Genomic DNA, 18,004 nt, shown 5'->3' with positions numbered 1-18,004 from the left:
TCTGCAAGGACCGAACCACCCAACCCCGAACCATCCCATGTTCCACCGTTACGCTTCCGCGGCAGCGCTTCTGTTGTCCGCGACCGGGCTTGTTGCGCAGCCCGTGTTCACCAACCAGTCGACCAACCTGTCGCACAGCGCGAGCAGCGGTGGGTGCATGGCGGTGGTGGACATGGACTTCGACGGGCTGGACGACATCGTGCAGCTCGACATGAGCAAGCACGTGTACATCCTGTACCAGAACCCCGACCACTCCTTCACCACGATCGACTACGGCGTGGTGGACGGCAGCAACCAATGGGGCTGGGCCATCGCCGACATGGACCGCAGCGGACACAAGGACATCATGAGCGGCGTGTCCGTCACCCGCTACCTGCGCATCACCTCACGCGGTGTATCCCAGCTGGTGGACCTGAACGGTCCCACCATCTTCCACCAAGGTGTGAGCATCGCCGACATGAACGGCGATGGGTGGGCGGACCTGTACGCCTGCAACGACGTGGGTCCGAACAACATCTGGATCAACGATGGTTCGGGCAACCTGCTGTACGACGCCAACTTCATCAACTGGAACACCACGCCCGCTTCGGACATGAGCGGCAACTATGCCAGTCTGTTCACCGACTTCGATGACGACGGCGACATCGACCTGCACATCAGCCACTGCCGCCAAGGGGTGAACAGCCCGACCGACCCGCGCCGCTGGGACCGCCTCTTCGTGAACGACGGCAACAACAACTACACCGATATGGCCGTCGTCCATGGCCTGCAGAACCGCGAACAGGTGTGGACCACCGACTTCGGTGACTACGACAACGACGGCGATCTCGATGCCTTCAGCACCACGCACAGCACCACCCTGATGCTGTTCGAGAACGATGGCACGAACAACTACGTGAACGTCACCGCTGGCAGCGGCCTGGAGAATTACACCGGCTTCTTCCTGCAGGGCCTGTTCCGCGATCTGGACAACGACGGCTGGCTGGACATCATGACCGGTTCCGCGGACTACTACTTCAAGGGCAATGGCGATGGCACGTTCTCGGAGGTCCCCACCATGTTCCCGGCCGGCAAGAACATGCTGAGCTTCGCGTTCGGCGACCTCAATGAGGACGGGTTCACGGATGTGTACGCCAGCTACGGCGATGCCTACGTGGACGGCGACCCTAGCTTCCCCGACCGGCTCTGGATGAACACGCCGAACGGCAACCACTGGCTCGACATCGATCTGGTGGGCGTGCAGAGCAACAAGGAGGCCATCGGTGCCAAGGTGAAGATCTGGGGCCCGTGGGGCATCCAGGTCCGCGAGGTGCGCAGCGGCGAGAGCTACGGCGTGGTGAACAGCGCCACCCTGCACTTCGGCCTCGGCGCCATCACCGAAGTGGACAGCCTGGTGGTGCAGTGGCCCAGCGGAGAGGTCGACAGCTACACCGACATCGATGCCGATCAGGCGATCACCTTGCTCGAAGGCATCTGCATTGCTCCCGTGGCCGAGATCACCGCTGGTGGGGACCTGGTCGTGTGCGCCGGCGGCACCCCATTGACCCTCTCGGCGAACCCCGGCTTCCAGTACACGTGGAGCACCACCGCCACCACCCAGAGCATCGATGTCAACACCGGCGGCACCTACACGGTGACGATCGATGACGGTACCGGCTGCTGGAGCCAGGCCTCGGTCACCGTGACCGAGAACCCCGACGAGACCCCGACGGTGACGGTGAACGGCGAGACGACCTTTTGCGAGGGCGGCTCGGTGGAACTGACCTGTTCGCCGGCGAACGGCTACACGTGGAGCAACGGGGCCACCACGCAGACCGTGCAGGCCACCATCGATGGTCCGATCACCGTCACCGTGGCAGGCCTGTGCGGGAACTTCACATCCGCCCCGGTCGACCTGGAGGTCATCGATACCCCTGACGCACCGGCCACGACCGGCGCCACGATCCTGGGGCCGGGCACTGCTGACATCAGTGCCACAGGCGCCGCGATCACCTGGTACGACCTGCCTACCGGCGGCACCGCTTTGGGCACAGGCAACATGTGGACCACGCCTTTCGTGAACAGCACCACCGGCTTCTGGGCCGAGGACCTGAACACCTTCGGAGGTGGAACGGCCAGCGGCGGTCGGGTGGACAACACCACCAGCGGTCAGTACCACCAGAACGACGGGTTCTACCTGCTCTTCGACGCGTACGAGCGCTTCACCATCAACAGCGTGAAGGTGTACTCCAACACGGCCGGTGTGCGCACCATCTCGGTGATCGACATGAGCGACAACAGCACCGTGGCCAGCGCCACGCCGAACATCCCCACCGGGACCCAGGTGGTGACCCTGGGGCTCGAAGTGCCTGGCCCGGGCAACTACGCCTTGCGCTGTGTGGGTACCCCGAACATGTGGCGTGATGGCCTCGGCAGCAATCCCCAGTACCCTTACGCCCTGGGCACGCTCGGCGCCATCACCGGCACGAACGTCGGAGGGCAGAACGCCCTGCAGTACTACTACTTCTTCTACGACTGGCAGGTGGAGGCCTTCGGTGTGGAGTGCGCCAGCCCGCGCACCGAGGCGATCGTCACCGTGAGCTCCGTCGGTCTGGAGGAGAACGTCGCCGACGCCACCCTTCAGCTGATGCCCAACCCGGCCGATGAGTCGGTGACCGTGGTCTTCCCGGCGAGCGAAGGCCGTGTCACCGTGGAACTGTCCGACCTCAGCGGCCGTGTGGTGCGCACCGTCGGCGGTGCGGGCCTAGGCGGACGCCTCACCTTCGATGTCAGCGACCTGGCCTCCGGCCCATATCTCGTGCGCCTGGCTTCGGCGGACCGCCAGCAGGTCACGCGGCTGACGGTGCGCTGATCGTCATGACGCGCGAACGAACGAGCCCCCGGCACAGCCGGGGGCTCGTTCGTTCGCTACCGGCCCCAACGCTGTACTTTGGCGGCATGCGCGCCAGCACAGCCCCGCTGCGTTCCTCTCTTCTGGTCCTCGGTGTCGGCGGTTTGGGCAACGCCCTGCTCGAGCGCTGTGCCCGGTTGCCCCTCCGCCTCCTCACCTTGGTGGACGGCGACCGCGTGGAGCCCCGCGACCTGGAGCGTCAGCCGCTCTTCGCACCGGTGGATGTGGGCCGACCCAAGGTGGCGGTGGCCGCTGCATGGTTGCGCCAGGCGATGCCAGGGACCGTGATCGAGGTGGTGGACGCCTTCGCCGACGCCTCTACGCTCCCGGTGCTGGTGGAGGCGCACACCATCGTGGCCGACTGTACCGACGACGTGCATGTACGGGCCATGATCGATCAGGTCTGCTCGAAGTTGTGCATCCCGCTGGTGAGCGGAGCCGTGCATCAGAACGAAGGCCAGGTGTTGCTGTTGCATGCACCCGATGGCTCAGGCGATCCGTCGATCACCCGTGCACACGTGTTCGGTGGAGGACCAGGGCCCGGCCAGGACGAGTGCGACATGCGCAGTGTGCCGCTTGATGTGCTGGAGGCCACGGGAGCCCGGATGCAGCAGCGAGCGGGTGACCTGATGGCCGGCCGCCCCGTGGAGAACGGCGTGCTTGAGCTGTACGCCGGTGGCCGATGGAGCCGGTACGCCCCTCCCGACATCACCTGACCGCCATGCCAGCCGCCCTTGGCATCGCCCTCATCGCCCTGCTGTTTGCGTCCGTGGGCCACGGAGGCGCCAGCGGTCATCCGGCGTTGATGGCGTTGATGGGCCAGCCACCCGAGGAGATGCGCCCCGCCGCGCTCTGGCTCAACCTGCTGGTGAGCGCCGTGGCCACCGTACAGTACGCGCGCGCCGGCCATTTCGCCTGGCGGCTTTTTCTGCCGTTCGCGCTGTTGTCCGTGCCCATGGCCTACCTCGGTGCGCGGATCAGCCTGGAGGCGGAGACCTATGAAGGCCTGCTGGCGGCGTGCCTTCTATTGGCGGCCTTGCGCCTGTTGGGCCTGTTCGGTGCGCCGGCCGCGGCCACGCGCCCTGTGCATCCAGTGGGTGCGCCGGTCCTGGGGACAGGCATCGGGCTGATCTCGGGCCTGGTCGGGATCGGTGGCGGCGTACTGCTCAGCCCCGCCCTGCTGCTGCTGCGCTGGAGCGACGCGCACCGCATTGCCGCCGTCAGCGCGCCCTTCATCCTGGTGAACAGCGCCGCCGGGCTCATTGGACTTCATGCGCCCGGCCCGCCGGCCGGTCTGCACATCGGATGGCTCTTCGCGGCACTCGCCGGTGCGCTGATCGGCAGCACCCTCGGCGCCCGCGGGCTTCCGGACATCCGGTTGCGCCAGGTGCTGGGTGTCGTGCTCCTCATCGCCTCCTCCAAGCTGCTCCTACCATGATCGATGTGCAACAGGCCCGGGCCATCCTGATGCAGCAGGTGCGTGTGCTGCCTACGGAGGTCGTTCCGCTCTCCGACGCCGTGGGCCGCTTCCTGGGCGCGGATGTCCGGGCCTCCGATGCCTTTCCGCGGTTCGACATGAGCGCGGTGGATGGCTACGCCGTGGGCGCCGGCCCCGGTCCGTGGAGGCGCATCGGCGCGGTGGCCGCCGGCGAGGTGTTGCCCCACCCGGTCGGCGCTGACGAATGCGCGCGCATCTTCACCGGGGCCCAGGTCCCGGTGGGTGCGATGGCCGTGGTGATGCAGGAACGCTGCACCGAGAAGGATGGCCTGATGCGTGTGACCGGTGAAGCGCCACATGCCGGCGCCCACATCCGCCGCAAGGCCGAAGGCTATCGCACGGGCGACCGTCTCCTGCGCGCTGGCGACCGCCTGGACCCTGCGGCCATCGGCCTGTTGGCCTCGTCCGGGATACGGTCCGTGGCCGTGACCCGGAGGCCCCGGGTGGCGGTGATCCGCACGGGCGCTGAGTTCATCACCGAGGGGGGCGCTGCCGAAGGGCGCATCCACAGCAGCAACGAATTGATGCTTCAGGCCGCTCTCCAGGAGGTCGGGGTGAGCTTGACGGTGCCACCCCTCGTGGTGGACGACGATGCCGATCGGTTGAGCGGGACGCTGCGAAGTGCGTGTGTCACAGCCGACCTGGTGCTGACCACCGGAGGTGCCTCCGTCGGCGAGCACGACCTGCTCCGGCCCGTGCTGGAGCGGGAGGGTGGCACGATCATGTTCCATGGCGTGCGTCAGAAACCGGGCAAGCCGATGTTGTTCGCCACCTTGGGCGGTACTCCACTGATCGGATTGCCGGGCAATCCCCGCGCGGTGCTCGTGCTCTTCATGGTGTATGTGCGCAGCGTGCTCCGCGCCCTTCAGGGTGCCCGGGATCCCGGTCCGGACGTGGACCTTCTTCCGTTGGCCGCACCGCTGGAACGCAAGGGCGAACGCGACGAGTTCCGGGCGGCCCGCGTGACCGATGGCCGGGTGGAGCTGCTGCCGGATGAAGGCTCGCATCTCCTCGGCGGCCTGATCGGTGACACGGTCCTCTGTCACTTGGAAGCTGCGCAGGCCCGGCTGGATGCTGGCGTCCGCGTGCGTGTGATCCGTCCGCTGCCATGAACGACCGCGCCTGGACCGGGGTGGTGCTGGCCGGTGGTCGCAGCCGCCGAATGGGTACGGACAAGGCCTTGATCGAGCTGGACGGGTTGACGCTCCTGGACCGCGCGGTCGAGCTGCTGCGTCCGCACGCCCGCGAACTGCTCATCATCGGGGATGTCACCCGCCACGCACATCCCCATGCCACCACCGTGGGCGACCTGCGCCCGGGCCTGGGTCCGTTGGGCGGCCTGATCACGGCGCTGGAGCGCAGCCGCTATGGTCGCATCATCGCGCTGGCCTGCGATATGCCCGCCGTGAACGACCGCCTCATCCTCCGCCTGAAGGCCCATTGTGATGCCTCGGTGGACGCGGCCGTTCCCGTGCATGCCGGTGGTGCGGAGCCTTTGGCCGCGGCCTACCATCTGCGTTGCCTGTCGCCGTTCGTACAGGCCGTGGACGCCGGCGACCTGAAGCTCGCCCATGCCATGCGCCGCGTGCGTGTGGCTCCCGTGGAGGTGAGCCTGGGACGGGAGGGCTGGCCGGCCGACCTGTTCCGCAACATCAACTCGCCGGGCGATCTTTGAGCCCATCGAGGTGCTGCTCTTCGGACTGATCGCGGAACGTGCGGGTGCGCGCACGCTCGAGCTGTCCGCGGCCGGCACCGGCGAGCTGAAGGTCCACCTGGCCGAACGCATCGAAGGCCTCGCCGCGCTGAGCTATGCGATCACCGTGGACCGGGAGATCGTGCCAGGTGATCGCAAGCTCACGGGGGACGAAGAGATCGCGGTGCTGCCTCCGTTCGCCGGGGGATGATCCAGGAAGTGTGAACCACGGTTGGACACGGATCGACACAGATGACTTGAGCACTGGCAAGGGGTCCACCACCTTCGATATCCGTGTCCATCTGAGTCCATCCGAGGTGCTTTCCAAGAACGCATGACCGAGCAGAACCCCCATTGCTTGCGCGACATCTTCGTGGAGGGGCCGATCGACCCGGCCTTCGTCGGCACGAGCATCGCCGAACATGCCACGCGCACCGACATCGGCGCCCATGGGATCTTCCTGGGCCAGGTGCGGGCGGATGCCATCAAAGGGCGCACGGTGGAAGCGATCGAGCACAGCGCCTACCGCGAGATGGCCTTGGAGCACATGTCCGTGATCCGCGAGGAGGCCTTTGCGATGTGGCCCTCGATGACCTGCCTGCACGTGCACCACAGCCTGGGCACCCTCAAGGCCGGCGAGCTCTGTTTCATGGTCTTCGCCAGTGCGCCTCATCGCGTAGCTGCACGCGATGCTGTGGCCTGGGTGGTGGACCGCGTCAAGGCCGACCTGCCGATCTTCGGGAAGGAGATCCTGTCCGATGCCACGCATGTTTGGAAGGTCGACCGTAGCGTCGAACCACAGGGCCCACCTACGGATCTCTAGCACAGGCCCCGTTCCATGATCGACATCACCCACAAGCCCCACCACCCTGCGCGAGGCCACGGCCACGGTCCTGGTGACCGTGAGCGATCCTGCGACGATCGTCGCAGTTCTGGAAAAGCGTGTGCCCAAGGGTGATGTGCTGGAGAGCGCCCGGGTGGCGGCCCTCTTCGGGGTGAAGAGGACACACGAGCCGATCCCCGACTGCCATCCGCTGCCCATCGAACATGCGGAGCGCACCTTCACTGTTGGCGGGCAGGAGATCGTCGTCACCATGCGGGTGCGCACCATCTACCGCACCGGCGTGGAGGTGGAGGCCATGCACGGTGCCAGTGTGGCCGCGCTCACCATCTACGACATGCTCAAGCCCATCGACAAGGGCGTGATGATCACGGGCATCCGGCTGCTGGAGAAGAAGGGCGGCAAGAGCGATCGGAAGGACCGCTTTGACATGCCGGTGAAGGCCGCTGTGCTGGTGATCAGTGACGGCGTGAGCGCCGGGAAGAAGGAGGACAAGGCCGGTATCGCCATTGCGGAGCGCCTTCGGCATCTGGGGGTTGAGCTGGCCGGAAATGCCGTGCGTCCCCGACGGACCGGAGCAGATCGCCATGCGGGTGAAGGCGTGGGCCAACGAAGGCATCAACCTCATTCTCACCACGGGCGGTGCGGGCCTTCCACCACGCGACCGCACGCCCGAGGCCATCGTACCCATCCTGGACCGCGAGGTGCCCGGGATCATGGAGGCCGCGCGCAGCTATGGCCAGGACCGGATGCCCTGGGCCATGATGGGCCGGGGCATCGCTGGCATGATCGGACGCACGCTGGTGATCACGTTACCCGGCTCAACGCGGGGCGCGCAAGAGACGATGGACGCCCTTTGCCCGTTCGTTCCGCATGTGATCAAGGTGCACGAGCATGCGTTCAGGCACGGTCAGTGGCCCGTTCCGCTTTCGGCCGGTGCGGTCATCCTCCGATACCTTCGACCCCTCGCCTTCGCCACCAGGCCGGGCGCGCAACGCATGATCAACGCCAGGGAGGCGATGGTGGAGGAACTGGTGATCCACCGGGTGGGCACTGACGGGTCGCCCAGCGTGCTCACCGATGTGAGCGCGGTGCTCCAGGGGCCCGAGGAGCAGGAGTTCCTGCGCAGGCTTTTCCTGAAGCCCTTCGCCTCGGTGGCCGCCACGCACACCTTCAGCGCCGAGGACAAAAAGGCCGCCAATGCCCTACAGGCCCTGTGCGCCAAGGCGGAAAAGGGCAAGGACCTGGTCGGTGTGTCCCGGGCCATCGCCAAGCTCCTCATCGACACCGCGGCCGAACATGAGGTGCGCGGCGGCGACCTGTTCGTGGTGCGCTTCCATGCCGTGGAACTGGCCGGCGGCGTGCACGATGCCGTGGGCATCCTCAAATACGATGACAAGGAGATCTTCCTCGAAAGCAAGGCGAGCGGCGCCAACATCGGCATGCGGCTCAAGCGCGGACTGGGCGGCCGACGGCCGGACCAAGCCCTGCTGGTGCTCTTTACTCCGGGTGAACATACCGTGCTGGTGATCGATGACGATCCGCGCAACGGCTTCTGGCAGCAGGCCTTCGCCGGGCTCCGCACCAGGCAGGACCATGTGAACAGCACCAACAACCTCCTGGAGATGACGCGCTCCTTCATCACCGAGCAGCTGCCCCAGGACTACGAGATCCCCAGGGCCGATCAGATCGACCTGCTCAACCGGTCCGTGCAGTACTTCAAGGACAACACCGAGTTCGATCGGGGGAGCTTCGCGCGCGAAGTGTTCCAGAGCGAGGAGGTGATCGGCTCCTTCGAGCGATTCGGCGACCGCTTCCAGGAGGAGCGCGCCGTGGAACTGGAGGAACGCTTCTCGATCAGCCCCGATGCGGTGAAGAAGCAGGCCCGCGTGTTCAAGAGCGTGCTGAAACTGGACAAGAACTTCCACATCTACATCCACGGCGACCGCAACAAGATCGAACGTGGTGTGGACGAACAGGGACGGAAGTTCTACAAGATCTACTACGAGCAGGAGCTGTAGCGCGTGTGGTCATGCGACCATGTGTTCATGTGGACATGGTCGCAAGGACGCATGATCCAGCCCCCGATCGCCACCATGGGCCGCTCGCTCAGGTCGTGCAGCACCTCCTCCTGCTTCTCGGGCTTGAAGGGCGGCAGGCCACCGAGCATCGCGTGCTTCGCCAGCACGTTCGCCTCGACCAAGGGTGCGCTGTCCTGGCCGCGGCACAGGGCCGAGAGCAGGTCCGTCTCCTCCCGGGCGAAGAGGCAATTGCGCATCCTCCCCTCCGCGGTGATGCGCAGGCGGTCGCAGCTGCCGCAGAAGGGTTCCGTCACCGTGCTGTGCGGGTCATCGGTGAGCTTTTCAACGCTGTGCACGCTGCCGATGTGGCCCAGCATTTCGGCGTAGGTGTACACGCGTTCCCGCCCCCAGTGGTTGCCGGCGAACGGCATGAACTCGATGAAGCGCACATGGCGGTCCTGGAACTGCTCGCGAGCGGATCCCTGTACAAGGAGATCGCCGACCTCTTCGGTGTCAGCGAGGGCACGGTGAAGCAAAGCATCCACCGCATCTACAAGAAGATGCATGTGACCAACCGGACCGAAGCGGTGAACCGGTATTTCGGCCGCTGAGCAGACCGGATCGTCAACGAAGGTTCTATTTCGCGGGATCCCGCATGGCCGGAGCTTTGGTGGACCAACGATCCACGTCATGCGTCTGTCGGCCGTGCTCGTGCTCTCCGCCTCCGTCGCTTCGGTAACGGCCCAGAACATCGGCATCAACGGCACAGGGGCTTCTTCATCCGCCAGTGCCTTGTTGGACATCGATGTGAGCGGGATGGTATCGAAAGGCGGGCTGCTCATCCCACGACTGACCACCGCAGAGCGAAATGCCATCGCATCGCCAGCCACCAGCCTGCCTGTGTTCAACACCACGACCGGTGAGTTCAACTTCTACAATGGGACCGCCTGGATCCCCCTGGGCGGTGGAGCGCTGGATCAAGCTTACGACTTCGGGGGGGCGGTGCAGGACGCGTGATCACGGCCGATGCCGGAGCGGTGACCATTCCGGGTACTGACGGCTTGGTGAGCTCTGGCGGTTCCGTCGGTTCAGGGGCGCTGGTGCCCGATGGCACCGCGACCCGTCTTGTCTGGAACCCACGCAAAGGAGCTTTCCGAGCGGGTTTCACCAGCCTCACATCCTGGAATGATGCGGACGTGGGCGCTCATTCCTTCGCGACCGGCTTCGGAACGCGGGCTTCCGGCATCCAATCCGCGGCTTTCGGTAGCAGCTCGATCGCATCTGGGAGCAACGCTTTGGCACTCGGGATCTCGTCCTCTGCGACCGGCAGCGGTTCGTCCGCCACGGGCAGCAATACGCTGGCATCGAACGACGGCACCACGGCCCTGGGCTTTCACGCGACAGCAAGCGGGCTCTACGCCACCTCGATGGGGTTTTTTTCGGTCGCATCAGGTGCTCTCAGCACCGCTGCGGGGATCAGCAACACCGCACCCTCTTTCGGCGAGACCGTACTTGGCATCGGTGCTACGAACTACATCCCGTCGGCCGGCGGCGCAGGCGGATTCGGTTCGGCCGACAGCACGGACCGGCTGTTCGTGGTGGGTAACGCGATCGATGCCAACAACGACTTCGGCGTTGATGCGGCCGAGCGCTCCGACGCGCTGGTGATCCTTAAGAACGGGAATACCGGGGTGGGAACATCGGCTCCTTCATCCATGCTGCACGTGCGCTTCGAGCCGTCGCTCGACAGCATCGCTCCCAGCCTGCGGTTGGAGGCGGTCCAGGCCGGTTCCGCAGCGAACATCACCTTCCAGAACAGCATCACCACGAACAGCGCATCCATGGGCATGCTGGCCAATGGGGACTTCGGTCTGCACATGGGTGGCGACCTCGGGGGCTGTGTGGTCGGCACAGAGGCCTTCCGGGTGGAGCCGAACGGCGACTTCGGCATCGGCCACTGCGTGGGGTCTCCTGAGCGTCTTCATGTGGTCGGCCACATGAGGATGGTGGATGGGAACCAGGCAGCCGGTCGGATGCTGGTCAGCGACGCGCTGGGCACGGCAAGCTGGCAGGCCCTGGCTCCGGCAACGGCCACGGCGTGGGGTCTCCTCGGGAATGCCGGGACGAACCCGGCGACGAACTTCATCGGGACCACGGATGGTGAGGATCTTGTGTTCCGGACCTCCAGCACCGAACGGATGCGTGCGCTGGCGAACGGGAACATCGGTCTGGGCACCGCCGCGCCGACCGAACGCCTCGAAGTGGCCGGTCGTGTGCTGCTCCGGAACGGACCCAGCGCTGATAATGGTGCCCTGCTCTACAGGAGCAACACGGACTACCTGTTCCCGGGACCACAGAGCGGCAGCGGTGCTCAAGGTGCGGCCCTCTCGCTCTACGGACGCACGAACGCCGTGGGCGGCAATGCGAACGGGATGGATGTGAACGTACCCGGTGGACGTGTCCGCTTCGACCACACCAACGGCGGATTTGAGTTCCGCGCCGACAGCACCAGTGGGTACACGGGTGCGTTCGAGATCAACGACGTGGGCCTGGAGATCGGCCACAACTCGGTGAGCCGCAACATCCAGCTCGTGAACGGCGGCGGTGAGCGTGTGCGGATCGATGCGTCCGGCCGGGTGGGGGTCGGTACCACCGCTCCGGCAACGAGGCTGCATGTGAACGGGGCCATCGCCACCATTCCGTTCGCAGCACCGTTCGTCATCACCTCGAACGGCCTGGTCATCAACCCGGGGGATCTGAGCTACCTGAGGCTCATATCCACCGGTGCTCCCGGTGTGCGGCAGAGGATCCTGGGCAGCGGGCTCACACCCGGGCAGGTGCTCATTGCGGAATGCTCCGCCGCCGGTGGCAACGGCATCTCCTTCCTCGATGGGCCGAACATGGCGGTCGGCGGGGGCATCAGCCGTTCGCTGGACCTCGATGACACCATCACCTTCATCTGGAACGGGACCAAGTGGCTCGAGATCGCCTACGGCCAGAACTGAACCGTGTCGGGATCCGTCCTGCGGTCCGCACCTTCGCAGGGCCCATCATGAAGACCACGATACCCCCCGTCCGCTGCCCCTGGCCCGGCACCGACGAACGCATGATCATCTACCACGATACCGTGTGGGGCGTTCCCGAGCACGACGACCGCAGGCTCTATGCGAAACTGGTGCTGGATGGCGCCCAGGCCGGGCTCAGTTGGAAGACCATCCTGCACCGCAGCGAGGGCTACCGCAGGGCCTTCGACGACTGGAACGTGGAGCGCATCGCGCGCTACGGCACCAAGGATGTCGAGCGGCTGCTCGCCGATGAGGGCATCATCCGCAACCGCGCCAAGGTGGAGAGCGCGATCAAGAACGCGCAGGCCTGGCTGCGCATCATGGAAGGCGGCCAGGGTCCGTTCGACGGGTTCCTCTGGAAACATGTGGACCACCGGACCGTCGTGAACCGTTGGGCCACGAGCGCCCAGGTGCCTGCGAGCACGTCCGTTTCCGACGCCCTGAGCAAGGACCTGAAGAAGGCGGGGTTCTCCTTCGTGGGCACCACCATCGTCTACGCCTACATGCAGGCCATCGGCATGGTGGATGATCACCTGGACAGCTGCTTCCGGAAGGCGCGGGGCTAGCCTACCTTGCGTTCGCTCCGCATGCGCCCCCTGGCCGCCCCCGTTCACCTGACCCGCGTTGAGAACGGCACGGCCGCCCCGGCAGAGGACATCCTCGTGACCGAGGAGCCGCTGGAGATCCGGCTGGGTCATGGACCGCTGGACGACCGCCGCGAGATCCGACTGAGCGTGACCATGCGCACCCCCGGGCACGACGCGGAGCTGGCCCTGGGCTTCCTCTTCACCGAAGGACTGATCGCGGCTCCGGCCGACCTGGTGCGCGTGGCCTACTGCGAGGATGTGAAGGCGGAGGAACGCGGCAATGTGGTGCGTGCCGAGCTGCGTCCCGATTCAGTGGTGGACCCCGCGCGCTGGCAGCGCAACTTCTACACCACCAGCAGCTGCGGAGTGTGCGGCAAGAGCAGCATCGAGGCCGTGCAGGCCCAATGCGGACGGGCGATCACCCCGTGGGGACCGGTCGATCCGGCCATGCTCACCGCGCTGCCGGACCGTATGCGGGCCGCCCAGACCGTGTTCCGGCACACGGGGGGCATCCATGCCGCCGCGCTGTTCGACCGCGCAGGCACACTGCTGCTGCTCCGTGAGGACGTCGGGCGGCACAACGCGGTGGACAAGGTGATCGGGGCCGCGCTGCGCGACAGCATCGCGCTGGACCGCTGCCAACTGCTCGTGAGCGGCCGCGCGGGCTTCGAGCTCGTCCAGAAGTGCGTGGTGGCCGGCATCCCGCTGATGGCCGCCGTGGGTGCCCCGAGCTCCCTGGCGGTGGCGCTGGCCCGTGCCAACGGTCTGTCGCTCGTGGGATTTCTGCGGGACGGCCGATTCAATTCCTATGCGGAGCCATGAACAGCGGGGGGGCCAACATCTCCCCGGAACGCATCGCGGAGCTCAGCCGGGAGCACATCGCCGTGATGCCCTATGATCCCGCCTGGCCGGCACGCTATGCGGACGAAGAGGAGCTCCTCGGTCGCCACCTGCCACCCGCGATCATCCGGCGCATCGCCCACATCGGCAGTACCGCGGTACCCGGCCTCAGCGCCAAGCCCATCATCGACATCCAGGTGGAGGTGACCAGCCTGGACCAGGTACGTCGTGAGGTGGTGCCCATCATGCAGGAGCTTGGCTACGAGTTCATCTGGCGCCCCAGCATGGGTGAACGCGCGCCGTTCTATGCCTGGTTCATCAAACGCGACGCCCAGGGACAGCGCACCTTCCACGTGCATATGGTGGAGCCCGATGAAGCCACCGCCGATCGCTTGATCTTCCGCGACTTCCTCCGCAGGCATCCGCTCTGCGCACGCAACTACGAAGCGCTGAAGCATAGGCTCGCGAGCGAGCATCCCGCGGACCGCGAGTCCTATACGCGGATGAAGACCCCGTTCATCCAGGACATCCTGCGCCGCGCCCATTCCGAGGCCGACCGTTCGTCATGAGGACCTTCACGGCAGTGCTGCTGCTGTGCACGGCGCTGGCCGCCCGGTCGCAACGCATCTTCGATGTCACCATCGCGGACAGTACCTACCACGACCTGTCCCGCATCGCGGGATGCTGAAGTGCTGGTTCGTGCTGTCCACCACTGGCGATGGGCCCGCGCTGGACAGCCTCACCGCCGCGACCCTGCAGAAGGAGCATCTGGCGCACCAGGATGCCCAGGCCGCCCGGAGACTGATCGTGATGGCCGGCCCTTTCGATAAGAACGAGGCGGGATGTCGGGGGGGTACTGCTCTACGATTGCAAGACCCGCGAAGAGGCCGAGGGCTACCTGCGGCAGGGTCCCTTCGTGAAGGCGGGTCGGCTCCGCTACGAGATCCAGCCGTGGTGGGGCGCGGTGGGTACGCGGCTCCCCTAGCCCGAGATCAACAACCAGGCCCGGCTCCGCAGACCGTCCGCGCTGCGCCAGAAGTAGCACAGACGGGACCGGCGGCTCTGCAGCAGCGCCCGCACCTCCGGATGGTCGCGGTCGGCATAGTGCAGGTGGATGGTCCCCGTGGACTCGTCGAACGTGGCCGGTGGCAACGCACCCGTCGGGACGAAGGTGATCCGCAGCGCACGTGCCAGACCTCCCCGCGAGAACGCGCTGCCGGTGAAGACCATCCCCGGGGGAAGCTCCTGCACCATCCTGCCGACGCGAAGGACATGCAAGGTCCCCGTGCGGCTCAGGTGGTGACCGGTGGTGCGCAGCGTGCCTGCCGGGGCTTGCAAAGTGGTCGGGGTCGTGCTCATGGGATGGGTTCGGCCCCTCGAAGGTCGAACGTGGTTGAGCATCTTCCGACCATCGGGGCAGAACTTCATGCGCAGTTAACGCAGGGTTAACACAAGGGCTGGGCCAGATCGGGCCGGTGATCATGGACCGGCGGGGTTGACAGGTCCATCGCCGTGCGCCGGTCCCGGGCTCCATGGGCGCGCTGAAGCAGCGGACCCGGCACGGGGCGATGCGGTGATCGCACCTCACAACCCCTTCCCAACCATTGCCCACGATAGGGGACGGACCGCAAGCAGGGGCCATCACCTTGCCGGTGGATCAACACCAACACGATCCTCCGGGCATGAGAACACGTTGCAACACCGCGCTCCACACCCTCACCGTCCTGTACGCTCTCTTGCCCGGCCACCTCAGCGCACAGGTGAGCTATGCGTTCGAGGAGACCTCGATCCCCTACCAGCCGCTGGACCTGGTAGCTACGTGCACGTTCGACACCGACGGCTTCGACCGCATCAACGAACTGGACGGTGAGGTGTTCCACCTTTTCGGTGTGCCCATCACCCTGGACGATGACCACCCGTTGCATGTGGGGGACTTCGGTTTCGTGCGCGTGGACCACAACAACGACCTGATGATCGTGGATGGTCTCTTCACCACGCTTGAGGTGCATGATCAGAACACCGAGGTGCGGTACGCGGTGAGCGGACCCAGCGGCGCTCGCACCCTCACGGTGGAGTGGCACCGCTGGCACCTGAGCAACGGACCGGCGATGAACTTCGCCAGCTGGCAGATCCGCCTGGAGCAGGCCACGGGCATCATCACCGTGCACATCGGCCCCAACAGCGGCGGCGGCACGCTCTTCACCAATACCAGCGGGCCCAACTGCGGCATCTTCCATTCGCCGATCTCCTTCTCCACCTGTTACGAGAAGATCTGGGTGGAAGGGCAGCCTGCTGCCATCACGGTGGACAGCACGGCGAACTTCGATTTCGATGCCCTTCTCGGGTTCCCGGATGTAAATACGATGTACCGCTTCACGCCGCGCTTCGCGGTGACCGGTGTTGCGCCGGAGCTGCTCACGTCCGGAGCGCAACTGGTCGTGGACGGAACGTGGCTCACGCTGCAGTGGCCGGCGAGCGGCACGCCCATCGACCTCAGGATCGTGGACGCCAGTGGGCGCACCGTGCACCACGACGCATCGCAGGCTGGTGCATGGCAACACTCCATCGCAACGCTGCCAGCGGGCGTGTACGTGTTGCACGCGCGGCGCGGCGACGCGGAATTCACGCAGCGGTTCGTGCGGCCGTGAGGATCCTGCCGCCACTGCGGGTTGGAAGACTTGGAAACACGGGCTGAGCGTTCACCTCCCCGGCGTGCGCGCAACGTGCAACGGAATGAAGCCGAGCGACCACCGCGATTTCAGGCCCGGCCATCGCCTCACTCCTTCACCACCTTCGATCGCAGCACTGTGGTACCACGCCCAAGTTCCAGAACGTACACCCCCGACTTCAGCAGAGCCGTGTGGAGCGTGGTGCTCGTTCCCAGCGCGCGCTCATGCAGAACGCAGCGTCCTGACATGTCGAGCAGGCGCAGTTCGTCGCGTGTGTTGCAACCGCCCACCACGAGTTGATCGGTGAATGGATCGGGATAGGCCATCACCTCCGGATGCGTGGGATCCATCACCACCAGTCCCGTGGCCAGGTCGGTGCTGTCCAGCCGTGCGATCAACATGTCGGGGGTTCCGGATGAACCGCCCGCATTGTTCACCATGATGCCACCGAAGGCAAGGTCCGGGCTGTTGTAATTGACCGCCACATACAAGGAGCCGGTGTTGCCCAAGACCATCGAGCTGGGCTTGTCTGCGGCGGAACCCTGCATGGTGCTGATCCACTGCATTGAACCCGCAGCATCCAGCTTCATCATCAGTACATCACTTCCGCCCGCCGAATTCAGGTTAAGGGTTCCGGGTCCCGGATCGGCATCCATGGATCCCGTGAAGTCGCATGCGAGGAAAATGTTCCCGTACGCGTCGGTGCGAAGCGCATCACCATACGTGTGTTGGTTGGCCGTTTCGCCCACGGTGCGCACCCATTGGAAGTTGGTGGCGCTGTCCAGCTTCAGCACGAACAGATCGCTGAGCCATGCGTTGGCGATGACAACACCCGCATTGGGATCGAAATCCGTTCCGCTGGAGAAGCCGCCGGTGATCAGGATGTTCGCATCGGCATCGATCGCGATCGCACCTCCCTGTTGGGTGTACGGTCCGCCGATCGATCTGGCCCACACCAAGTCACCATCGGTGTTGTACTTGGTCACGAACATGTCCATGTGCTCAACGGCTACGATCTCAACCACCGCAGGACCCGGATCGAAATCCACCGTATCGGCGAACACGCCGGTGACGAACACGTTGCCGTCATCGTCCACCGCAAGGCTGAGTGCTTCCTCAATATAGCCCGCCACATCCGATCCCACGCCGTTCGCCCAGACGAAGTTGCCATCGGTGTCCAATTCCAACACGAACGCATCCCACCCACCGTTCGAAACGAGCATATGCGTTGCCGGGCCGGGATCGAAGTCTGCGTTAGCCGAGGTATAGCGGCCACACACGTATACATGTCCGCTTGCATCTGTGGTCATTTCGGTCGGCAGCTCACTGCCGATGCCACCCATGGTCTTGGCCCAAAGGAAGTCGCCCGCGTTGTCGAGCTTCAACACGAAGAGGTCATAACTACCTGCCGAACCCAAATAGAACGTGCCCGGACCCGGGTCCATATCGATGGGTCCGATGCCCACTTGGCCCGCCACATACACGTTGCCTGCGGGATCCACCGCGACGCACTGCGCCCACTGATGAACGTTGCCTGAGATCCTCTTGGCCCAAACCAAAGCGCCAGTATCGTCCAGCTTCAGCATGAAGGCATCCACGCCGTTCGAGGTGAACGACGAAGTGCCCGGTCCGGGATCGAAGTCCACAGTGCCCTCGAAAGTGCCAACGGCGTACACATTCCCTGACGCATCCGAGGCGATCGCGTTCACCTCATCATCATCGGCATCGCCGAGCGTAACGCCCCATGCCCAAGTAGGCGCTTGTGCATGGGCCGCGCCGCTGGCCAGTAACAAGAGCAGAACGATGGTATTGGGCAGGGTAAGCAGCTTCATGCGGTTGTGTGGTTGAATGACAAACGTAGACATCGACGGGATGCTGTGCGCAGCTATGGTGAACCTTG

The 18,004-nt window shown here is 65.4% G+C and carries 18 protein-coding genes and 1 pseudogene; 15 read left to right on the top strand and 4 right to left on the bottom strand.

The features are described 5' to 3' along the window. The first annotated feature begins 37 nt into the window (after nucleotides 1-37). The 8 genes and pseudogenes from IPJ87_13195 (at nucleotide 38) to IPJ87_13160 (ending at nucleotide 7,809) form a co-directional block, all read left to right on the top strand. A complete protein-coding gene (locus IPJ87_13195; protein MBK7942806.1) occupies nucleotides 38-2,851 on the top strand; it encodes a VCBS repeat-containing protein in 2,814 nt (937 codons plus the stop codon). Between the two features lie 86 nt (nucleotides 2,852-2,937). Beyond that, nucleotides 2,938-3,606: a ThiF family adenylyltransferase gene (locus IPJ87_13190; GenBank protein ID MBK7942805.1), complete on the top strand. Its 669-nt coding sequence runs from the start codon at nucleotides 2,938-2,940 to the stop codon at nucleotides 3,604-3,606. Continuing rightward, nucleotides 3,603-4,328, top strand: a complete 726-nt coding sequence (locus IPJ87_13185; GenBank protein ID MBK7942804.1) for a sulfite exporter TauE/SafE family protein — start codon at nucleotides 3,603-3,605, stop codon at nucleotides 4,326-4,328. The genes IPJ87_13190 and IPJ87_13185 overlap by 4 nt, the downstream gene beginning before the upstream one ends. After that, on the top strand, nucleotides 4,325-5,500 hold the full coding sequence (locus IPJ87_13180) for a molybdopterin molybdotransferase MoeA (protein MBK7942803.1): 1,176 nt from the start codon (nucleotides 4,325-4,327) through the stop codon (nucleotides 5,498-5,500). The genes IPJ87_13185 and IPJ87_13180 overlap by 4 nt, the downstream gene beginning before the upstream one ends. Continuing rightward, nucleotides 5,497-6,063 carry a molybdenum cofactor guanylyltransferase gene (locus IPJ87_13175; GenBank protein ID MBK7942802.1) on the top strand — a complete coding sequence of 189 codons (567 nt, stop codon included), beginning with the start codon at nucleotides 5,497-5,499 and terminating at the stop codon, nucleotides 6,061-6,063. The genes IPJ87_13180 and IPJ87_13175 overlap by 4 nt, the downstream gene beginning before the upstream one ends. A 10-nt stretch (nucleotides 6,064-6,073) precedes the next feature. Then, nucleotides 6,074-6,292: a MoaD/ThiS family protein gene (locus IPJ87_13170; protein MBK7942801.1), complete on the top strand. Its 219-nt coding sequence runs from the start codon at nucleotides 6,074-6,076 to the stop codon at nucleotides 6,290-6,292. 123 nt (nucleotides 6,293-6,415) lie between these two features. Next, nucleotides 6,416-6,904, top strand: a complete 489-nt coding sequence (locus IPJ87_13165) for a molybdenum cofactor biosynthesis protein MoaE (protein ID MBK7942800.1) — start codon at nucleotides 6,416-6,418, stop codon at nucleotides 6,902-6,904. 15 nt (nucleotides 6,905-6,919) lie between these two features. Next, nucleotides 6,920-7,809 (top strand): annotated as a pseudogene (locus IPJ87_13160) (bifunctional molybdenum cofactor biosynthesis protein MoaC/MoaB). A 1,115-nt stretch (nucleotides 7,810-8,924) separates the two neighbouring features. Here the strand turns inward: IPJ87_13160 and IPJ87_13155 are convergent. Then, entirely contained in the window at nucleotides 8,925-9,374 is a 450-nt protein-coding gene (locus tag IPJ87_13155) for a hypothetical protein (protein ID MBK7942799.1), read from the bottom strand. Nucleotides 9,375-9,392: 18 nt separating this feature from the next. Between IPJ87_13155 and IPJ87_13150 the strand changes: the two genes are divergently transcribed. Beyond that, nucleotides 9,393-9,554, top strand: coding sequence for a response regulator transcription factor (locus IPJ87_13150; protein ID MBK7942798.1), 162 nt, complete (start codon nucleotides 9,393-9,395; stop codon nucleotides 9,552-9,554). A 79-nt stretch (nucleotides 9,555-9,633) separates the two neighbouring features. After that, nucleotides 9,634-9,960 carry a hypothetical protein gene (locus IPJ87_13145; GenBank protein ID MBK7942797.1) on the top strand — a complete coding sequence of 109 codons (327 nt, stop codon included), beginning with the start codon at nucleotides 9,634-9,636 and terminating at the stop codon, nucleotides 9,958-9,960. A gap of 187 nt (nucleotides 9,961-10,147) precedes the next feature. On the opposite strand, the gene IPJ87_13140 is transcribed toward IPJ87_13145, so the two are convergent. Beyond that, nucleotides 10,148-10,324: a hypothetical protein gene (locus tag IPJ87_13140; protein MBK7942796.1), complete on the bottom strand. Its 177-nt coding sequence runs from the start codon at nucleotides 10,322-10,324 to the stop codon at nucleotides 10,148-10,150. Nucleotides 10,325-10,370: 46 nt separating this feature from the next. On the opposite strand from IPJ87_13140, the gene IPJ87_13135 reads away from it, so the two are divergent. The 4 genes from IPJ87_13135 to IPJ87_13120 are packed head-to-tail and all read left to right on the top strand — an operon-like array spanning nucleotide 10,371 to nucleotide 14,004. Then, nucleotides 10,371-11,948 carry a hypothetical protein gene (locus IPJ87_13135; GenBank protein MBK7942795.1) on the top strand — a complete coding sequence of 526 codons (1,578 nt, stop codon included), beginning with the start codon at nucleotides 10,371-10,373 and terminating at the stop codon, nucleotides 11,946-11,948. Nucleotides 11,949-11,995: 47 nt separating this feature from the next. Then, nucleotides 11,996-12,574: a DNA-3-methyladenine glycosylase I gene (locus IPJ87_13130; protein MBK7942794.1), complete on the top strand. Its 579-nt coding sequence runs from the start codon at nucleotides 11,996-11,998 to the stop codon at nucleotides 12,572-12,574. Nucleotides 12,575-12,595: 21 nt separating this feature from the next. Beyond that, nucleotides 12,596-13,417, top strand: coding sequence for a formate dehydrogenase accessory sulfurtransferase FdhD (gene fdhD / locus IPJ87_13125; protein ID MBK7942793.1), 822 nt, complete (start codon nucleotides 12,596-12,598; stop codon nucleotides 13,415-13,417). Further along, nucleotides 13,414-14,004, top strand: a complete 591-nt coding sequence (locus tag IPJ87_13120; GenBank protein ID MBK7942792.1) for a GrpB family protein — start codon at nucleotides 13,414-13,416, stop codon at nucleotides 14,002-14,004. Before fdhD ends, IPJ87_13120 begins: the two co-directional genes overlap by 4 nt. A 412-nt stretch (nucleotides 14,005-14,416) precedes the next feature. Here the strand turns inward: IPJ87_13120 and IPJ87_13115 are convergent, their stop codons facing one another. Continuing rightward, the gene (locus IPJ87_13115) at nucleotides 14,417-14,794 is read right to left on the bottom strand and encodes a hypothetical protein (protein MBK7942791.1); all 378 of its coding nucleotides are present in this window, start codon (nucleotides 14,792-14,794) and stop codon (nucleotides 14,417-14,419) included. A gap of 323 nt (nucleotides 14,795-15,117) precedes the next feature. On the opposite strand from IPJ87_13115, the gene IPJ87_13110 reads away from it, so the two are divergent. Further along, on the top strand, nucleotides 15,118-16,083 hold the full coding sequence (locus IPJ87_13110; protein ID MBK7942790.1) for a T9SS type A sorting domain-containing protein: 966 nt from the start codon (nucleotides 15,118-15,120) through the stop codon (nucleotides 16,081-16,083). Between the two features lie 128 nt (nucleotides 16,084-16,211). Here IPJ87_13110 and IPJ87_13105 read toward each other — a convergent pair whose 3' ends face one another. Next, the gene (locus tag IPJ87_13105; GenBank protein MBK7942789.1) at nucleotides 16,212-17,936 is read right to left on the bottom strand and encodes a T9SS type A sorting domain-containing protein; all 1,725 of its coding nucleotides are present in this window, start codon (nucleotides 17,934-17,936) and stop codon (nucleotides 16,212-16,214) included. Nucleotides 17,937-18,004: the final 68 nt, after the last annotated feature.

The organism is Flavobacteriales bacterium (genome assembly GCA_016713875.1).
Classification (GTDB): domain Bacteria; phylum Bacteroidota; class Bacteroidia; order Flavobacteriales_F; family PHOS-HE28; genus PHOS-HE28.
The sequence above is the reverse complement of the archived record's forward strand: the minus strand, read 5'-3'. Positions and strand labels throughout refer to the sequence as shown.